Here is an 18,719-nt window from a genome sequence, read left to right on the forward strand (position 1 = left end):
ATGCTTATACACCTTTCAATTTGCAGCTCTCTTACGGGCGTTGTCAGTGAATTGTAATGTTGGGAAAGCTATGCTTGGTTTGCTGCGGGGCGAGCCCTGCGTGCTATCTCGGAAGAAGGATTGATATTGATATCGTTGCGCATATTCGGGCGAAGAGCCGGCTGGCCCCGCTGGCTGTCCGTTCTCTTGGTGACGGCTTTGCTGAGCTCGCCAGGTATGGAGGCATCAGCTCGTTCGCATAGCAGTGTTCTGGTCGAAGATGCCGGCACCTTGCGGCCGCTGCGTGAGATCTATGCGGTCGTTGCGCGCGAGATGCCGGGAAAGGTGCTGCGAATCAAGCGGGTTCGCCGGGCCGGCCGCCAAGCCTATGCCGTGCGCGTGTTGAAGCCGGATGGCAAACGTGGTGATATAGTGCTCGACGGCGCAACACTCGCCGTGATCGAGAGACGCTGAGAATGCGCATTCTGATTGCTGAGGATGAGCCCAGTATTGTGGCGGACATGCGCCGCTGCCTGGAGGACCAGCATTATGTCGTCTCGACCGTAAGCAACGGCGAGGAAGCTTGGTATCGCGGCGATATCGAGCATTTCGATCTGGTCATCCTCGATCTCGGGCTTCCGAAGCTTGACGGACTGACGGTCCTGCGACGTTGGCGCGCGGAACGCCGCGGCATGCCTGTCATCATATTGACCGCGCGCGACGGCTGGCGCGACAAGGTCGACGGCATGGATGCGGGTGCCGACGATTATCTGACCAAGCCCTTCCGTATGGAGGAGCTTCTGGCGCGGGTGCGCGCCCTGATGCGCCGTGCCGCGGGGCAATCTTCTCCGATCCTTTCCAATGGTGTGCTGGAGCTCGACACACGTCAGCGCACGGTTTCGTTTCGCGGGCAGCCGGTTCAGGTGACGGCGCTCGAATATCGGCTTCTTGCCTATCTGATGCACAATGCCGGCACCGTGCTTTCCCGAACGCAGATCGCCGACAGCATCTATGACGAAGAGACGGAGCTGCTGTCGAACGCGCTCGAAGTGGTCGTCGCGCGTCTCAGGCGCAAGTTCGACGGCACCGTCATCGAGACCCGGCGCGGCCAGGGCTATATCATCCCGCGCGAGGCGCCGCCGTCATGACGCCGTTCTCGCTGCGAGGGCGGTTGCTGCTGGGTTCCGTAGTGGCGATCATCGTTGCGACCTTTCTTGCCGGGGTCGGAATCAACGCCATTTCCGGGCTGGCAGTCAGGGCGCTTGCCCTCTCTGAAATAGACGAGGAACTGCGCGTTCTGCTGGCGGCGGTCGATATCAATTCCTCCAATCAGCTCTTCCTCGACGACACGCCGACGGATCCGCGCTTCGGCATTCCGAATGGTGGCTTCTATTGGCAGGTGGGCCGCAACGGCACCGTCGAGCTGCGCTCCCAATCGCTCTGGGAGCAGAACCTGCCCTGGCTGCGCGCCCGCCCTCGCGATGCCGGCCGGGCGACGGATATGAAAGGGCCGAACGGCAGCCGTCTTCTCGCCGTCGAACGGTCTATTTCGATCCCCTCGGCCACGGGCGACCAGATGGTCGATATCGTCATGGCGCTCGACAACAGCGAGCTTGCGCCGGCGCGCTGGCGCTTCTTTTATGCCATGGCGCCGTCTCTCGGCGTGCTGTCGGTCGCCCTGATCGGGGCGGTCGTGGTATTTCTGCGCTATGGATTGCGGCCGCTCAACGATCTGCGCGCGGCCCTGATGGCGGTGCAGGAGCGATCCGCACGCAAGATCACCGGTCAGTTTCCGCGAGAAGTGCAGCCTCTTGTGGACGATCTCAACGGTTTGCTCGCATCCCGCGAGACGCAATTGACGCAGGCGCGCGCTCGCGCCGGCGATCTGGCGCATGGTCTGAAGACCCCGCTCGCAGCACTAGAGGCGACCGCACGCATTCTCTCCGAAGAGGGCATGTCGGAGAGGGCCGCGGCGATCCAGACGGAGGTCAGCCGGATGGAGGCGCAAATCAAGCGAACGCTTGCGCAAACCCGCGCAAGCCTTGCCGCCGCCCATACCGTCGGCGTCATGGATGCCAGCGCCGATCTCCAGAAGATCATCTCGGTCATGCGGCGTCTCTCGGCCGAGCGAAAAATCGATTTTGAGCTCGTGGCCCCGCCGGAGATGTGGCTGGCGATCGACGAGGCGGATTTTGCCGACATCACGGGCAATCTGATCGACAATGCAAGGAAATGGACGACCGGCAAAGTCAAAGTTCGCCTGTCGCAGTTGCCCGAGGGGGTGGAACTGTGCATCGAGGACGATGGTCCCGGCCTGCCCGAGGATGCGGAAATGGCTTTCATCCGGCGCGGTAGGCGGCTGGACGAAAGCATCGCCGGAACCGGCTTCGGCTTGGCGATCGCCAAGGATCTGGTCGAAGCCTATGACGGCAAGCTGACGCTCGCCCGCTCCAGCCTTGGAGGGCTGTCCGTCACCGTCAATTTGCCGACGCGCTTGGTGAAGGACAGACAGGCGGCGCTGGAAAATTAGGTCTGCGGCATTTCCAGCGCAGGATACTCAACCTGCGATCGCTTTGAGATACCTCTGCGCCGAGCGCTCCACCACACCGTTGCCGTCGCTTTCGACCGTTCGGCCGGGGAATGCGCCGTAGATCGCTTCGAAACGATAGGATCGGACGGCTTCCGATATCGCTGTCACGGCCTTGGCATCGAGCGGAATGAGGTTTGGATAACTGCGCATGAAGCTGACGAACCTGCGGTCCATGGTCACCTGCATCGTGTCGCCGACGAAGAGCGCGCCGCGTCCGCCTTCGAGCCAGGGGCAATGGAGCACGCAACTGCCGTCGAAATGACCGCCGCAACGGATCATGGTCGCCTGGCCAATCGACAGCGTCTCGCCTGTCCAGGGACGCAGCAGAGCACTCCGCCTTTGCACCCATTCGCCATCATTGGCGTGGATATGGATCGGCACGCCGCCGCAGGCGGCACTCCATTCGGTCATCGACGAATAGAAATGAGGGTGCGAAATCGCGATCGCGCTTAAGCCGCCCATGGCAGCGATCCGTCCCTTGCTTGCCTCGTCGATAAGGCTGAGGCAGTCCCAGAGGACATTGCCGTCACGTCCTTCGATCAGAAAGGCGCGCTGGCCAATGCCGAAATGGGGCGAGATCTGCAGACTGTGAACACCTTCGGCTTCCTCGTTCCAGATTACCTCATGCTCCTGGCCGAGGCTCGCCATGTCGCTCCATTCCTGTCCCGATTGAGGTACGAACTGGCGCTCGTCTTCGCAGATCGGGCAGGCCGGAGGTGGTCTATCGCCTTCGCCGAACTGTGTGCCACATGTGATGCAGATAAAATTCGCCATCTCGAACTCCTCGCCAGCCAGCCTTCCCAACCCTGCGGCCGTGGACCCAGCTGCACGGCAAATGGAGGCTTTTGTGCTATATTGGCCAGACATTGAATGGATCAAAGCAAAAAGGCGAAGCAACGATTCTCAGACAATCTCGTTGCAGACCGAAAATCGTCGTTTTCAGGCCGACCTCTCTCGGAAAAATGGATATTCCTAACGAATGATGATAGGATTCATGGCGCCCTATCATCATGATTTTAATGCGAAAATTTTATTCTATTGGTTTGTGACAATCTGGCCTTGCAAAACGCGTCAAAGACAAAGAAACATAGTCGGCTAAAGAAAGTTAGATAATCGCGATATTGATGCTCGGCATTTGTCCGGGGTCGTAGGCAAATGGAGGACCATCATGGCGCTTATCTTCGGCCTCGTTGCTCTAGCGGGCCACATCGCCCTTTTGCTCTGGGGCACGCGCATGGTGCAGACCGGTATCCAGCGTGCCTTCGGCCCCGATCTGCGCTCCTTTCTCGGCCGCGCGCTCAGCAATCGCACGAAGGCATTTTTTGCCGGCATCGGCGTCACCGCCATCCTGCAGAGCAGTACGGCTACAGGCCTCATGGCCTCAGGCTTTGCAGCCGGCGGGCTGGTGGATCTCGTGCCGGCGCTTGCCGTCATGCTCGGGGCCAATGTCGGCACGACGCTCATCGTCCAGGTGCTGTCTTTCAATGTCGCAGCGGCTTCGCCGGCGCTGATCCTGATCGGCGTGCTGATGTTCCGCCGAACCGGGAATTCACGCGTGCACGATCTTGGCCGCGTCATGATCGGGCTTGGCTTCATGCTTCTGGCGCTGCATCAGCTTCTCGACCTGATGACGCAGTATGAGGGATCAAAGGCGCTCGCCTACGTCCTTGATGCGATCGCTGCGACGCCGGTGCTGAGCTTGCTTCTCGCCGCCATTCTGACATGGGCTGCCCATTCCAGCGTGGCCGTGGTGCTGCTCATCATGTCGCTTGCAAGCAAGGGGCTCGTCGATGTCGATCAGGCCTTTGCACTCGTTCTCGGCGCCAACCTCGGCACCGCGATCAACCCACTCATCGAAGGGCAATCGGGAGCGGATCTATCTGTGAAGCGGCTGCCCATCGGCAATATGCTGACACGCATCGTCGGTGTGATCGCGATGATCGGCCTGCTGGAGCCCGCAACGCGCCTGTCGGCGATGATCGACAGCGACAGCGCCCGCGCCGTCGCCAATTTTCATACCGCCTTCAATGTCGTTCTGGCCGTGGTGTTCATGCCGCTGTTGCGGCCCTATGCCGATCTCTTGACCAAGTTGCTGCCGCAGAAGATCGACGAAGCCGATCCGACGCGTCCGAGATATCTCGATCCGGCCGCCAAGGAGACGCCTGTGGTCGCGCTCGGCGCGGCGGCGCGCGAAGCGCTGAGGCTGGTCGACGTGCTGTCGGAGATGCTGGCAGGCGCCAAGTCCGCCTTGTCGGACACGGATCGAAAGGCGCTGACGCGGTTGCGGTCGCTGGACAATATCCTCGACAGCCTAAATACGGCGGTAAAAACCTATCTGACCTCGATCGATCCCGATGAGCTTGGCGAAACCGACCGGCGGCGGCTGAACGAGATCCTGCTGTTCTCGATGAACATGGAGCATGCCGGCGACGTGCTCGACCAGAACCTCCTGCCGCATCTGGCCAAGCGTCTGCGCCGGGGCTTGAGCTTCTCGAAGGAAGGGCAGCTCGAACTGGCAACATTGTTCGACCGATTGCAGTCGAACCTGCAGACGGCGGCGGCCCTGTTCATGACGCAGAACGAAAGTGCCGCCCGCATGCTGGCGGAGGAGAAGGTGATCTTCCGCAAGGCGGAGCGCGAGGGAACGGACGCTCATTTCCAGCGCTTGCGCCAGGGCGGGATCGAGACCGTGGAGACCAGCTCGCTTCACCTCGATCTCCTGCGCGACCTCAAGCAGATCAATTCCCACCTCGTTGCCGCCGCAGCCTATCCCGTTCTGGAGGAGCGTGGCGAACTCCTGCAAAGCCGGACGCCAAGCCCGGTTCCCGCAGTTCCAGTGAACGCACATGACTAGAGCGTGATGCCGAAAAGTGTAGGCGGTTTTCGGACGACATCACGCTCTACTTCTTTGATGCCAGAGCGGATTCAGATTTTAGGTCGAGCAGACCTAAAATCATCCGGCTCTAGAAAGACCTATCTCAGCCGTCTCGCAGACGGCCGGGCGGGAATGCAGGACGTCGATGTGGGTTCGATACGTCCATTGGCTGCAGCTGTCTTATCGACTGCAAAGCGGCGTCATCAAAAGTTCCTTTGACCCCATCGTGAGAGCCATCGTGTAGGGAGGAAGTCAGCCAAACGCTGTCATCGTTAGATTGCGGGAGGTGCTCCGAAATACCGAGTTCTCGCATGGATCTGTCGAAGATAAAAACACTGATCGATTTTGTTGGACGATCCAACGTTACCGAACTCACGGTAACGGAAAAGGATGTCACGGTTCGGATCTTCCGAACGCCCAATCCGGCGGATTCGTTTCCTTCAGCGCAGATGTCTGCCAGCGCAGCAATTGGCCACGCTGAACTAGGCGGCGATGTTTCGGGAAAATCGCAGGACTCCATTATTGTGAAGGCGCCGATCTTCGGCGTCTTGCACCGCGCGCCAGCACCCGACCAGGAGCCTTTCGTTGAGATCGGCGACATGGTGGAGGAGGGGCAGACGCTTTTCATCATCGAAGCGATGAAGGTCTTCAACAAGATCGCAGCTCCGCGCGCTGGCCGCATCGAGCACCTTACCGACATAGATGGCGGCGAAGTCGAGACGGGCGAAGTCCTGGCGGAGATCGCGTGATGGCGGGAGCTTTCGACAAGGCGGATCGACGTTTCGACACGGTGCTGATCGCCAATCGGGGCGAAATCGCCGCGCGAATTCAGCGCGCCTGCCGCGAACTCGGCCTGAAGACGGTCGCGATCTGCTCCGAAGCGGACAGGCAGGCGCCTTATGGCAAGACTGCCGACACCTTTCTGTGCATCGGTCCTTCGAATGCAGCCGGCAGCTATCTCAATCAAAATGCGATCCTCCTTGCCGCGCAGTTGACCGGGGCGGGTGCGATCCACCCCGGCTACGGGTTTCTGTCCGAGAACGCCGCCTTTTCCGAAGCCGTCGAGAGAGCCGGCCTCGCATTCATCGGACCCGAGGCGTCCTCGATCGCGGCCATGGGTGACAAGATATCGGCAAAACGGGCAATGATCCTTGCCGGCGTACCTTGCGTGCCTGGCCCTGACACGTCCCTTCCTGATGATCCGGCTTCGGTCGAGCGGATCGCTGAGGAGATCGGTTTTCCTGTGATCATCAAGGCCACAGGCGGCGGAGGCGGCAGGGGGATGCGCGTGGTCTCCGGCGCAAGCGAGCTGCACGAGGCCATAGCCCTGACACGGGAAGAGGCTCGTCAGGCCTTCGGCTCTCCGGCGCTCTATATGGAGAAATTCCTCCAGCATCCGCGTCACATCGAAATTCAGGTGCTTTGCGATATCTATGGCAATGCCGTCTGGCTCGGGCATCGCGATTGCTCCATGCAGCGCCGGCATCAGAAGGTGGTGGAAGAAGCCCCGGCGGCCGGGATTTCCTCGAAAACGATTAGGCCTATAGGTCTGGCTTGCGTGGAGGCCTGCCGGCAGATCGGCTACCGTGGCGTTGGAACCTTCGAATTCCTCTACGAGAATGGCGCCTTCTATTTCATCGAAATGAATACGCGCCTGCAGGTCGAACATCCCGTCACCGAGATGACCAGCGGGATCGATATCGTCCAAGCACAGATCATGGTCGCCCAGGGTCTTCCCCTCGAAATGCGCCAGGATGATGTGGCATGTGCCGGCCATTCCTTCGAATGCCGCATCAATGCCGAGGACCCCGCAAGTTTCCTGCCTTCGGCGGGTACGATCTCTGAATTAACCCTGCCGGAAGGGCCGGGAATCCGGGTCGATACCCATATCCATGCCGGCTATCGGGTCTCGCCTTATTATGACTCCCTGATCGCCAAATTGATCGTTCATGCGCCGACACGGGCGGAAGCGATGGCCAAGATGCGCGAGGCGCTTGCCGCCACCCGGATAGACGGGATTTCCACCAACCTGCCGCTGCTGCGCACATTGTTCGAGGATGAAGGGTTTACCCACGGTGAGACGGATATCCACTATCTGGAACAATGGCTTCGGCAGAGGAGGGCGGCATGAGCGCGATCGACTTTAGCGATCCTTCGACCATCGCGGCTCTGGCCGACGCACTGACGGCAGCAGGCGTCGATGGCCTGGAAATTTCGCGACCAGATGGCAATCTGCGCATCGTGGTCTCGAAGGCCGGGCGCGCCCAAATCAGCCTGACAGGAAACGCGCAGCCTGCGCCTGCGACATCGGTGGCGGTGGTCAAGGCGCCAATGGCGGGTCACTTCTATCCCTTGCATCCTTCGGATTCCAACGGAGCCGAGCGGCTGCCTCGCACCGTCTCAAGCCGGGATGTGATCGGTTTTATTCGCATCGGTTCCGTCCTGCTTCCCATTCCAGCCGGCAGGTCCGGTTTGCTGGCCAGGCGATCGGCAGAGCCCGAAACCCTGGTCGGATTCGGTGATCCCCTGTTCGAAATCGAGCCGCTGTCATGATTACCGCTTCGAACACCGTCACGTCACCGCGCGAAATCGTTCCTGCCACCAAGGACCGTGCCAGGATTTCCTGCATCGGCACCCGATCTTTCCTGCTCGAAGCACCGGGCGAATTCGATCTGCCCGCGCAGCGGTGGATCTGGGCTCTGGCGCAAACGGTCAAGAGCTGGGCTGACATAGCGGAAGTGATCCCCGGAATGACCAATCTCCTGGCGATCTTCAAGGAGACGCCTGAGGACCCGGAACTGGTGACGGACCGGCTTCTTGAGGCATGGAACAAGGCCGAGAGCCTCGACCTGGCGGGAAAGATCATCGAAATCCCCGTTCACTATGGCGGCGCCTATGCAATCGATCTTCCCGCCATCTGCGATTTTTGCGGCTTGAGCGACCGCGAGGTCGTGCGCATCCACTACGAGGCGAGCTACCGCGTCTTCGCCTTGGGAAGCGCCCCGGGTTTCGGCTACCTGCACGGGCTCGACCCGCGCATCTACATGCCGCGCAAGACCGTTCCGTCGCTCAGGATGGAGAAGGGCAGCGTGACGATCGGCGGAATGCAGACGGGGGTTGCGATGCTGACGGGTCCGAACGGGTGGAATTCCCTCGGCCATGCGGAGCTGCAGATGTTCGATCCGACCGTGGCGACACCGGCCCTGATGGCGCCCGGCGATATCGTGCGCTTCCTGCCGGCAAGGATCGAGCTATGATCGAGATCATCGAAACCGGCCCATTCAACACGATCCAGGATCTTGGCCGCCCCGGCTATCGCGACATCGGCGTCACAGCCAGCGGCGCGATGGACCCTCTTGCCATGAAGATCGGCAATATCCTTGTTGGTAACGACGATAATGCGGCGGCCATAGAGGTTCAGACCTTTCCGTTCAAACTGCGGTTTGGGACGGGTGCTATCTTTGCCGTCACGGGCGCGGATGGCGGCGCCACGCTGGACGGACGGGAGTTGATTGCCTGGTGCACCCACGTCGCCGACGCTGGCCAGATCCTCGAGCTAAGGCAGCCGACTAGGTTAGCACGCGCTTACATCGTGTTCCGTGGAGGGTTGGATGTGCCGGTTCTCATGGGCTCGCGCAGCACCTCCCTGCGCGGCGGCTTCGGTGGCAATGCCGGTCGAGCGCTCGTCAACGGCGACCGGATTGATTTTGGCACATCCGCCGATGCGCTCCCCCTGCCGGCAGGTGGTCTTGCCGTCGTCGAGCCTGCGGTGGCGTTAAAGGATGTTTTTCCGGCTCCGGTCGACGGTGTTCTATCCGTCCGTGCGGTCGTCGCCGGCGAACATGAGTTGTTCGCGTCCGATGGAGAAGCCTTCTGGAGCCAGGTCTGGCGCATATCGTCAAGCAGCGACCGCACCGGCTATCGCCTGTCCGGCCAACCCATAAGGCCGATGGCGACGGTTGAGATGCGTTCTCATGGCGTGGTGCCGGGGGTGGTGCAGGTCCCGCCCGGCGGCGAGCCGATCATTCAGATGAGCGATGCCAACACCGCGGGCGGTTATCCGAAGATTGCCGGCGTCATCGAATGCGATCTGTGGCGGCTCGGTCAGGCTCGGATCGGCGCGCGGCTCCGCTTCGTTCGCTCGACACATGCAGAGGCGCGCGCGGTGGAGCAGGCTGTTGCCCGCTATGTCGAGGATGTCAGGCGGACGTCGCAAATGGTCAGGCATGCTTTGAAGTCAATGGCCTGACGACAATTTCAACGATCCAGGGGAGGAAGCGGTGAAGATCGATCTGAATTCCGACATGGGGGAGGGTTTTGGCCCCTATCGGCTATGCGATGACGAAGCGATGATGACGGTCGTCTCATCTGCCAACATCGCCTGTGGCTTTCATGGCGGCGACCCGGAGACGATGGCGCGCATGGTCCGCCTCGCAAAGGAGAACGGCGTGGGTATCGGCGCGCATCCGGGCCTGCCGGACCGATCCGGCTTCGGCCGGCGCGAGATGCCCTTCCAGCCGGACGAGCTTCGCCAGCAGATGCTCTATCAGCTCGGCGCGCTGATTGCGATCGCCAGGAGCGAGGGCATGACCGTCGGACATTTCAGCTTTCATGCGGCCATGGGCAATATGGTCAATCGCGATCCAGCGCTCGCCGATCTGATAATGAATGCCATTGCTATCGTCGATCCGCGCCTCGTCGTTTTTGTTACTCCTGACAGTGAAATCGAAAAGGCGGCAAAGCGCGCGAAACTCAAGACGCTGGCGCTGTTTCTGGCCGACCGCGCCTATGATGCCGGCGGTAGGCTCGTCGCCCGTGGCCTGCCGGGCGCGCTGGTCAAGGACGAGGCTTTGGTCCGGGCGCGGGTACGCCGTTTCCTGATCGACCAAACCGTCGAAGCGATCGACGGCTCCGCACTTCAGATGCCGGCGAGATCGATCCTCGTGCATAGCGATACGCCCGGTTCGCTGGAGCTTGCCCGCATCATCCGCAGCGAAATCGAGGCTTCGGGCGCCACGCTGGCGCCTGCAGCCGAGCTTGCGTCCTGATCGCCTCCGGCCCTCAAGTTTTCATTTTTCAGCGAAAGATCATGCCAATGCCTTCTACAGCCGACCGTCTCAAGAATGTTTCCATCTCTGCCTCCGCCGCCATGACCCAACGCGCCCGCGAACTGGCCGCCAAGGGCATCAAGGTTGTCAGCCTCTCATCCGGCGAGCCGGATTTCTTGACGCCCGCCCACGCGATCGAGGCAGCGCATGCGGCCGCACTTGGCGGGGACACCAAATATCCGCCGATGGATGGCACGCCGGCGCTGAAGGCTGCGATCAGCAGAAAGTTCAAGCGCGACAACAATCTCGATTATGATGCAAGCCAGATCGTCGTTTCCGGCGGCGGCAAGCAGGTGATTTTCAACGCGATGCTGGCCACCTGCAATCCAGGCGACGAGGTTGTCATTCCCACGCCGTCCTGGGTCAGCTACGCCGACATCGTCAAGTTTGCCGGCGGCGTCCCGGTCGCCGTCCCCTGCTTCGAGCAGGCCGGGTTCAAGCTGCGTCCGGAAGACCTTGAGGCTGCGATCACGCCGCGCACCAAATGGCTGCTCCTGAATTTCCCGAACAATCCGACGGGTGCCGCCTGCTCGCGCGCGGACATGGCCGCGATCGCTGAAGTCATGCTGCGCCATCCGGACGTCTGGATCCTCACCGATGATATCTACGAGCATCTGGTCTATGACGGGTTCGAATTCTGCACGATCGCCGATGCCGAACCCAGGCTCTACGAGCGGGTCCTGACGATGAACGGTGTCTCCAAGGCCTATGCCATGACCGGCTGGCGCTTGGGATACTGCGCCAGCGGATCGAAGGAATTGATTGCCGCGATCAGCAACGTCAACGGTCAGAACAGCGGCGGTATCGCAACCGTCACCCAGGCAGCGGCGATCGCAGCGCTGGACGGGCCGCAGGATCTCCTGAAGGAGCGGGCGGCGATCTACAGGGAAAGACGCGACTTCGTGCTCGACCAACTGTCGAAGGTCGAGGGACTGCGTTGCCACAAGCCGGAAGGCGCCTTCTACATCTATCCCAACATATCCGGCCTGATCGGCAAGACCACCAGAGGCGGACGCAAGATCGAGACTGATGTCGATTTCGTCATGGCGCTGGTCGATGAGCACCATGTCGCGACCGTGCAAGGCTCCGCTTACGGCATGAGCCCCTATTTCCGCATCTCCTATGCGACGAGCATGGAAAAGCTTGGCGAGGGCTGCGCCCGTATCGCCGAGTTCTGCCGCGATATGCGTTGAGCGGCAACCACGCGCGCCTCCGGCCCGGTTTCCGGGTCGCAGGCCGTTGGCGTCCGCCCCTAAGCTTTACACTTTCAACTGCTCGGTCAGTTCGACGAGGATGTCCTTCACGGCGAATGCCGGCTCCGACAACGAGTTCTGATCGGACGTGCAAAGCGACAGCGTTTCCTCGATCCGCGGCGAAATCAGCCGGCAGACAAGAGGCTCGCTCGATTCCGAGACGATGCGGTCGGCGATCGCCTTCGGCATGATGGTCGCGCCAAGTCCGCTGCCGACGGCGCGACCCAAGGTTCTAACGATTTCGACTTCGGCCACCACCTTGAGATTGATCCGGCTGCGCGTGAAAGCGGCATCGACGGCGCGACGCACGAAATTGTAAGTCGGCGGCAACAGCATCGGCATGCCGTCCAGGGCACTGACCGGCACGGGCTTCTGATCCGGATCGATCGCGAAATTGCGATGGGCTACGAGGTAGAATTCCTCCCTCAGGACCGGCTCGAACCGCACGCCCTTGATCGGCCCCGTGCCGTGGATCAATGCCATTTCCAGCCGACCGTTCATGATCATCTGGCTATAGGTCTGACCGACGCTCTCCGTCAGATGAAGCAGGATTCCGGGGTGTCTCTTCCGTGTCTCCGCCAGAAGATCGACGGAAAGCGTGGCGGCGCTGCTGAAGGGTACGAGGCCGACCGAGACGCGCCCCGCAAGCGAATTGCCGGCGGCGGCGGCATCGGCTTGCGCCTGTTCCATCTGGCGCAGAATGATCTGTGCGTGCCGATAAACCGCGTGTCCGGCATCGGTCATGCTGACGCCCTGCTGGCTTCGGATCAGGAGCTTTTGGCCGAAATGTTCCTCGAGCGCCGCCAATTGCTGGCTCAGAGCCGGCTGGGCGAGATGCAGGATATCGGCGGCCCGCGTAATGCTGCCGCTATCGACGATGGCGATGAAGGATTTGAAACGTCTGATATCCATGGCATTCGTACTGTTCTTTCCTTGCCGGGCATGTTTGCAGACACGGATCTGTTTTGCAACGCGGGATGATGTCGCCAATCCCTGCGGATCGTTGCAAAAGTGGCGCGATGACCCTCGGCTTTAGCCGGCTCGCTGGCGGCCGGCACGTCTCCATAAAACTTGCTTATTACTCCAAAAGTAATCGGTCTTAGGCAAGGAGTTGAAGCTCCGCTAATGTCCACACCAACAAAAAGGGGATCATAATGCCATTCTCCGATTACAAGACCGCGCTGGTCACCGGCGCTTCCTCCGGTATCGGTGCCGCAGTGGTCGAGCGGTTTTGCCGCGAGGGTATCGAAGTGCATGCGATCGCGCGCAGCGCCGGTGCTCTGAAGGAACTGGCCGAGCGCACGGGATGCATCGCACACGTCATCGATGTCACGGATCGTACCGCAATCGCCGCTCTTGCGAGCAGCATAGAGTTCGACATTCTGGTCAATAATGCCGGCGTTGACCGGCCGAAGAAATTCCTTCAGGCGGATGAAGAGGACATCGATCTCCTCATCGACGTCAATCTTCGCGCCGTGCTGCACATCTGCCGTCTGGTCGTGCCGGGGATGGTTGCTCGCGACCGCGGGCATGTCGTCAATATCTCCTCGATCGCCGGAAACTACAATTTCGGCGGCAATTCCACTTACCATGCCGTCAAGGCTGGCGTTGCCATGCTGTCGAACCAGCTGCGCATCGACGCATTCGGCAAGCGTGTCCGGGTCACCGAGATCTGCCCCGGCCGCGTCGCGACCGATATCTTCAACCACGTCCATGGCGATGACCCGAGCGTGCGCGAGCGTTTCATCGACGGGTTCGAGCTGCCGCAGGCGGCCGATATCGCAGATGCGATCGCCTTTGCGATTTCAGCGCCGATCGCAATCAATATCGGCCACATGGAGATCACCCCGACATTGCAGGTGATGGGCGGCCTGCAAACGGCAAAGCCCGAGACCTCCGCCGCCACCTATGATGCGGAAGGTGCAAAGCGGTGAGCGGATTCGATCTATCGGCCATCCTGAGGAATCCGGACTACGTTGCGATGCTTTTGCAGGGCATCGAGATGACTTTCGTCATCTATATCGGCTCCTGGCTCCTTGCGATGACGCTGGCCATTCTGCTTTTTGCCCTTCGCGTCTCGCCGCTTCGCATCGGTGATCCGATTGTGAAAGCTTACGTCTCCTATCATCGCAACGTGCCGACGCTTGTGCAGCTGATGTTCTGGTATTTCGGGATCTATACGCTGATGCCGCAAGGCATCACCGACTGGCTGGCCGATCACAATGCCGAGGCGATCTTTGCCATCATAGGTCTGGGCCTGTGCCAGGCCGCCTATTTCAGCGAGGATTTGCGCTCTGGGCTGCGGTCAGTCAGCCCAGGACAGATGGAAGCCGCCAAAGCGCTCGGGCATGGCTACATCTCGGCCATGCGTTTCGTCATCCTGCCCCAGGGCGTGCGCAATGCTCTGCCGCCGCTCATCAATCACAGCGTTTCCTTGTTCAAGAACAGCAGTCTCGCAATCGTCGTCGGTGCGTCAGAGCTTACACACGCCGTCAAGGAAATCGACAATGTCAGTTTCAGGACCTTTGAGATCTATCTGATCGGTACGGTCATCTACCTGTTCTTCTCCCTCATCATCATGGCCTTCGGCGCATATATCTCGCTGCGCAGCGATCCGGTGCGGAGGGCGCGCGTGTGATCCAGGATATCATCAAGATCATCCATGATTATTGGCTTCTGCTGCTGATCGGCCAGTATCCCAATGGCCCGCTGGGCGGCCTTACCAATACGCTGATCCTTTCAGCGCTGGCCATCGCACTCGCATTTCCCGTCAGCATACTGCTAGCCATGGCCCGTCTTTCCAAATGGGCAGTCCTCAGATGGCCCGCAACCGGCCTCGTCTACATCACGCGCGGCGTTCCGCTGCTGATGCTGATCCTCTGGTGCTATTTCATCGTTCCGCTATGGACAGGGGCGGATGTCCCGAGCTTCCTGATCATGCTGGTAACGCTTGTGATCTATGAGGGCGCGTTCTTAAGCGAGGTCGTGCGGGCCGGCATCGTCTCGCTCGGCCAGGGGCAGATGGATGCTGCGAGAGCGCTTGGCCACGGTTACATCGGCGCGATGCGTTTCGTGATCCTGCCGCAGGCGCTCTACAACATGATCCCGAGCATGATCTCGACGTTCGTTTCGACGATCAAAGACACGACGCTTGGCTACATCATCAACGTGCCGGATCTGACTTTCGCGGCAAGTCAGGTGAACAACCAGTTGCTGTCGCAACCCTTCCAAGTCTTTTTCATCCTGGCCGTTGTCTACTATGCGCTCTGCTGGAGCCTGACGCATGTCGCAAACAGTGTCGAACGGCGAATTGCCCGCCGGCGAGCCGGGCCACGGAAGATACGCCTGCGCAGCGACGTCGTTCCCTTAAAAACATTCACGGAGCAGCTATGAGCATCCCAGTTTCCGCACCGCAGGACGGCGCTCGGGAGATCCGTCTTCATGCGGTCTGCAAGAGCTACGGACATTACCAGGTGTTGAACAACATCAATGCCGATGTCAGCCGCGGCGAAGTCGTCGTCATTTGCGGACCGTCCGGCTCCGGCAAGTCGACCCTGATCCGCACGATCAACCGGCTGGAAGAGATCAATAGCGGTTCGATAGATTTCGAGGGAAAAAATATTCATGCCGCGATGAGCGCTGCCGAGCTCAATCGGCTGCGCAGCCGGATCGGCTTCGTCTTTCAGAATTTCAACCTGTTTCCCCATTTGTCCGTCGTCGACAATGTTTCCATGTCGCCGATCCGGGTCAAAGGCGTGCCGGCGAAAGTGGCGCGCGACAAGGCGCTCGCACTGCTTGATCGCGTCGGTCTTGCCGACAAGGCGAATGCCTATCCGGGCCAGCTTTCAGGCGGCCAGCAGCAGCGCGTGGCCATTGCCCGCGCGCTCGCGATGGAGCCGCCGGTCATGCTCTTCGACGAGCCGACGAGCGCGCTTGATCCCGAAATGGTCGGCGAAGTGCTCAGCGTCATGAAAAGCCTGGCGGCGGAAGGAATGACCATGCTCTGCGTCACCCATGAAATGGGCTTTGCCCGCGATGTGGCCGACCGGATCTGGTTCATCGACGCCGGTGAGATCCTGGAGACCGCACCTCCCGAGGAGTTTTTCAAGAGCCCCCGTCATCCCAGAGCTCAGCGCTTTCTTTCGGATCTGCGCCATTAGGGCAATTCCAGGAAAAGTGCGCAGCGGTTTTCCGTCCGGAATTGCGTGAAAACAAAGAGATAGAGCACCACAAATCAATAACAAGGAGAACAGCTATGGACTGGAAATATCTTGCCGTGACATTGGCGCTTTCCGGCGCCGCCATTGCCCTGCCGGCCAAGGCGGATCAGCTTGACACCATCATGTCGGCAAAGACGCTGCGCTGCGCGACCTATGCGGACGTGCCACCGTTTTCCTCGCCCGACGCGAAAACCAGAGAAATGGTCGGCTTCGATGTCGATCTGTGCCGGGCGATTGCAAATGAACTCGATGTGAAAGCCGAGATCAAGCCGATCTCGGTTGAGGCGCGTGTTCCCGAAGTAAAGCTTGGCCGCGTCGATATCACGGTTGCCAACCTTGCCTATACGCTGAGCCGCGCAGAACAAATCCAGTTCAGCGATCCCTATTATATCGCCAAGGAAATGCTGATTGTTCCGGCGGATGACGCAGGCAAGACCAAGGCCGATTTCGAAGGCAAGCGTCTTGCCTCGACCAAGGGCTCGACTTCGGAGCTGGCGATCAAGCTCAACAAGTCCGATCCGCTGACCTTCCAGGATACCGGGTCTGCCTATCTCGCCGTTCAGCAGGGCAAGGCGCGCGGTCTCGTCGCCAACACCATGACGACGACGCTGCTTGTCAACGAATCCAAGACGAAGGGCAAACAGATGCGCATGATCGACGAACCCATGTTGCTGGAGCCGGTTGGCATCGGTATGCAAAAGGATCAGCCTGCGCTGACCGCAAAGATCAACGAAATCCTGCACACGCTCGACGGTAAAGGCGAGATCAACAAGATCTGGCAAAAATGGCTCGGTCCGAACACCGAGTACAAAATGACCCGTACCGAAAAGGTCGTCCCCATCACCGAATTGAAGTTCGACCCTATCCCCTGACGACGGGCCGCTTAGCCGGTCAGTTCATCCATCAAAATTGTCATTGATAACAGGCGGTGGGGGCGCCCGCCGCCGGCTTAACCATGGGAGGTTTCCGTGACCCACATCAAAGATATTGCCAAGCGCCCAAGCAAGGCCGACATCGACGCACTCGCCAAATTTTCGCCTGCAACGATCCATGAGGCTCAAGGTCGCCGTGGTGCGCTGTCCTCGCGGCTGAAGCCCGTGGATTATCGCATGAAGCTATGTGGCCCGGCGTTCACGGTGAAATGCGCGCCGCGCGACAACATCATGCTGCAGCTTGCGATCAACTTCGCCAAGCCGGGCGATATCATCGTCGTCTCCGCGGGCGAATATGAGGAAGCCGGCTCCTTCGGCGATGTGCTCGCCAATGCCTGCCTTGCCAAGGGCATTGGCGGCCTGGTGACCGATACCGGCGTGCGTGATACGCTGCAGCTGAGAGAGCTCGGATTTCCGGTCTTCTCGCTCAGTGTCTGCATCAAGGGCACGGTCAAGGAAACGATTGCTGCCGTCAACGATTCGGTCATCGTTGGCGGAGAGATCATCAATCCCGGCGACATCGTCATTGGCGACGCCGACGGACTGGTCATCGTTCGCCAGGAGGAGGCGCAGGAGGTCGCCCGGCTCTCACAGGCTCGCGATGAGGCCGAGGCCGGATACATCGAGGCCTATAAGCAAGGAAAATCGGTCATCGAAGTCAGCAAGCTTGAACCCGTGCTGAAGGCTAAAGGCCTTATCGTAGATATCTGAGCGGCCGGCGTTTGAAGTTTCTACAGCCAACCGCATAGGTGGCGATTCCATTGGCGGCAGATTGCCGCCGCCGTGGCCGCCTATGACTCTATAAGGCGCTCGGCGCTGAACTTGTCCGTTATCAGCGTATCGATAACTCCAATCCTCAGGGCGCCGGCGATTGCCGCGGTCTTCTTCGCTCCGCCGGCAAGCGCGATGACCCGATCGACCCGTTCGAGATCTTCAAGCGGGAAGCCGATGACGCGCTCGTCGAGCGGCGTCTTCACAGGCTTGCCGTCCTTGTTGAAGAACCGCAGCGATATATCGCCGACGGCACCTGCCTCGGCAAGATCGGCGAGCTCTCGCGACGAGAAGATATTGCCGGATCTCGCCAGCAGTTCCGATGGCTCGACGGCGCCGATGCCGACGATAGCGAGCGTGATGCTGCCGAAGAGATCCATGGTCTCCCGCACGAACGGATCCGACTGCATCAAAAGCTTGGCCTCGCGGGAGGTCGTGACGCCCTGTACTGGAAGAAGCTTCGGCTCGGCGCCGGTCAGTCGGGCGAGGCGGGTGGTCAGCTGGGTGGCATGGGTTTGGACCGACGGGTCGCCCATGCCGCCAAGCGTCTGGACGACGTACTTGGCTTGTGCGCTCTTCTGCGGATGAATGTTTTCCACCATCCGGAAGATCGTCTGGCTCCAGCTCGACACGCCGATGATTTCGCCGGGCGCAAGCGTCACCTCCAGAAGATGTGCGGCAGCTTCGCCGATCCGGGCCATAATGGCACCGTCGCGATCCTCCGTGCATTCGACGACAATCGCCTCGGGGAGACCGTATTTCTCGCGCAGCGCTCCTTCGAGATCGCTATAGGTGCCCACGGGCGGAATGACGCTTGTACGCACGATGTCTTCCGCCTCGGCCCGCTTCAGCATTCGCGACACGGTTGCCTGCGACAGGCGAAGGTGCTGTGCGATGTCCGCCTGCCGCTTGCCCTCTATGTGGTACATCTGGGCAACTCTTGAAATCAGGCGGAGTTCGTTAAGGCGAGCCATCGTTGATCCCGGGGTGA

The 18,719-nt window shown here is 60.3% G+C and carries 20 protein-coding genes; 17 read left to right on the forward strand and 3 right to left on the reverse strand.

Annotated elements, in window-relative coordinates:
- Positions 1–216: 216 nt before the first annotated feature.
- The 3 genes from PH562_RS07295 to PH562_RS07305 are packed head-to-tail and all read left to right on the forward strand — an operon-like array spanning position 217 to position 2,509.
- On the forward strand, positions 217–453 hold the full coding sequence (locus tag PH562_RS07295; RefSeq protein WP_113229111.1) for a PepSY domain-containing protein: 237 nt from the start codon (positions 217–219) through the stop codon (positions 451–453).
- A gap of 2 nt (positions 454–455) precedes the next feature.
- Complete coding sequence (locus PH562_RS07300) at positions 456–1,127, forward strand: response regulator transcription factor (protein ID WP_015342375.1); 672 nt, start codon at positions 456–458, stop codon at positions 1,125–1,127.
- Complete coding sequence (locus PH562_RS07305; protein ID WP_285172379.1) at positions 1,124–2,509, forward strand: ATP-binding protein; 1,386 nt, start codon at positions 1,124–1,126, stop codon at positions 2,507–2,509. The genes PH562_RS07300 and PH562_RS07305 overlap by 4 nt, the downstream gene beginning before the upstream one ends.
- 27 nt (positions 2,510–2,536) lie before the next feature.
- Here PH562_RS07305 and PH562_RS07310 read toward each other — a convergent pair whose 3' ends face one another.
- A complete protein-coding gene (locus PH562_RS07310; RefSeq protein WP_285172381.1) occupies positions 2,537–3,343 on the reverse strand; it encodes an MBL fold metallo-hydrolase in 807 nt (268 codons plus the stop codon).
- Positions 3,344–3,737: 394 nt separating this feature from the next.
- Between PH562_RS07310 and PH562_RS07315 the strand changes: the two genes are divergently transcribed.
- The 8 genes from PH562_RS07315 to PH562_RS07350 all read left to right on the forward strand — a co-directional run bounded on the left by PH562_RS07315 (position 3,738) and on the right by PH562_RS07350 (position 11,745).
- The gene (locus PH562_RS07315) at positions 3,738–5,423 is read left to right on the forward strand and encodes a Na/Pi cotransporter family protein (RefSeq protein ID WP_285172383.1); all 1,686 of its coding nucleotides are present in this window, start codon (positions 3,738–3,740) and stop codon (positions 5,421–5,423) included.
- A gap of 332 nt (positions 5,424–5,755) precedes the next feature.
- The gene (locus PH562_RS07320) at positions 5,756–6,193 is read left to right on the forward strand and encodes an acetyl-CoA carboxylase biotin carboxyl carrier protein (protein WP_285172391.1); all 438 of its coding nucleotides are present in this window, start codon (positions 5,756–5,758) and stop codon (positions 6,191–6,193) included.
- Entirely contained in the window at positions 6,193–7,575 is a 1,383-nt protein-coding gene (accC, locus tag PH562_RS07325; protein WP_285172397.1) for an acetyl-CoA carboxylase biotin carboxylase subunit, read from the forward strand. The genes PH562_RS07320 and accC overlap by 1 nt, the downstream gene beginning before the upstream one ends.
- Positions 7,572–7,997, forward strand: a complete 426-nt coding sequence (locus PH562_RS07330) for an acetyl-CoA carboxylase (RefSeq protein WP_285172399.1) — start codon at positions 7,572–7,574, stop codon at positions 7,995–7,997. Before accC ends, PH562_RS07330 begins: the two co-directional genes overlap by 4 nt.
- Positions 7,994–8,701, forward strand: a complete 708-nt coding sequence (gene pxpB, locus PH562_RS07335) for a 5-oxoprolinase subunit PxpB (RefSeq protein WP_285172401.1) — start codon at positions 7,994–7,996, stop codon at positions 8,699–8,701. Before PH562_RS07330 ends, pxpB begins: the two co-directional genes overlap by 4 nt.
- On the forward strand, positions 8,698–9,693 hold the full coding sequence (locus tag PH562_RS07340) for a 5-oxoprolinase subunit C family protein (RefSeq protein ID WP_285172403.1): 996 nt from the start codon (positions 8,698–8,700) through the stop codon (positions 9,691–9,693). The genes pxpB and PH562_RS07340 overlap by 4 nt, the downstream gene beginning before the upstream one ends.
- 31 nt (positions 9,694–9,724) lie before the next feature.
- Positions 9,725–10,492 carry a 5-oxoprolinase subunit PxpA gene (locus PH562_RS07345; protein ID WP_285172405.1) on the forward strand — a complete coding sequence of 256 codons (768 nt, stop codon included), beginning with the start codon at positions 9,725–9,727 and terminating at the stop codon, positions 10,490–10,492.
- A gap of 47 nt (positions 10,493–10,539) precedes the next feature.
- On the forward strand, positions 10,540–11,745 hold the full coding sequence (locus tag PH562_RS07350; RefSeq protein WP_285172408.1) for a pyridoxal phosphate-dependent aminotransferase: 1,206 nt from the start codon (positions 10,540–10,542) through the stop codon (positions 11,743–11,745).
- Between the two features lie 66 nt (positions 11,746–11,811).
- On the opposite strand, the gene nac is transcribed toward PH562_RS07350, so the two are convergent.
- Positions 11,812–12,717, reverse strand: coding sequence for a nitrogen assimilation transcriptional regulator NAC (gene nac, locus PH562_RS07355; protein WP_285172410.1), 906 nt, complete (start codon positions 12,715–12,717; stop codon positions 11,812–11,814).
- Between the two features lie 242 nt (positions 12,718–12,959).
- Here nac and PH562_RS07360 point away from each other — a divergent pair, with 242 nt between their 5' ends.
- The 6 genes from PH562_RS07360 (at position 12,960) to PH562_RS07385 (ending at position 17,668) form a co-directional block, all read left to right on the forward strand.
- Entirely contained in the window at positions 12,960–13,739 is a 780-nt protein-coding gene (locus PH562_RS07360; protein ID WP_285172412.1) for an SDR family oxidoreductase, read from the forward strand.
- Positions 13,736–14,443, forward strand: coding sequence for an amino acid ABC transporter permease (locus tag PH562_RS07365; RefSeq protein WP_285172414.1), 708 nt, complete (start codon positions 13,736–13,738; stop codon positions 14,441–14,443). The genes PH562_RS07360 and PH562_RS07365 overlap by 4 nt, the downstream gene beginning before the upstream one ends.
- Positions 14,440–15,198, forward strand: a complete 759-nt coding sequence (locus PH562_RS07370) for an amino acid ABC transporter permease (protein WP_113229126.1) — start codon at positions 14,440–14,442, stop codon at positions 15,196–15,198. Before PH562_RS07365 ends, PH562_RS07370 begins: the two co-directional genes overlap by 4 nt.
- Positions 15,195–15,965, forward strand: a complete 771-nt coding sequence (locus PH562_RS07375; protein WP_285172417.1) for an amino acid ABC transporter ATP-binding protein — start codon at positions 15,195–15,197, stop codon at positions 15,963–15,965. Before PH562_RS07370 ends, PH562_RS07375 begins: the two co-directional genes overlap by 4 nt.
- A 95-nt stretch (positions 15,966–16,060) precedes the next feature.
- Positions 16,061–16,897, forward strand: a complete 837-nt coding sequence (locus PH562_RS07380; protein WP_285172419.1) for an ABC transporter substrate-binding protein — start codon at positions 16,061–16,063, stop codon at positions 16,895–16,897.
- A gap of 96 nt (positions 16,898–16,993) precedes the next feature.
- Entirely contained in the window at positions 16,994–17,668 is a 675-nt protein-coding gene (locus tag PH562_RS07385) for a 4-carboxy-4-hydroxy-2-oxoadipate aldolase/oxaloacetate decarboxylase (protein ID WP_285172421.1), read from the forward strand.
- Positions 17,669–17,748: 80 nt separating this feature from the next.
- Here PH562_RS07385 and PH562_RS07390 read toward each other — a convergent pair whose 3' ends face one another.
- Positions 17,749–18,702 (reverse strand): sugar-binding transcriptional regulator, encoded by a 954-nt coding sequence (locus PH562_RS07390; RefSeq protein WP_285172423.1) that lies wholly within the window; start codon positions 18,700–18,702, stop codon positions 17,749–17,751.
- Positions 18,703–18,719 lie beyond the last annotated feature (17 nt).

This window comes from Rhizobium centroccidentale (genome assembly GCF_030182565.1).
GTDB lineage: Bacteria > Pseudomonadota > Alphaproteobacteria > Rhizobiales > Rhizobiaceae > Rhizobium.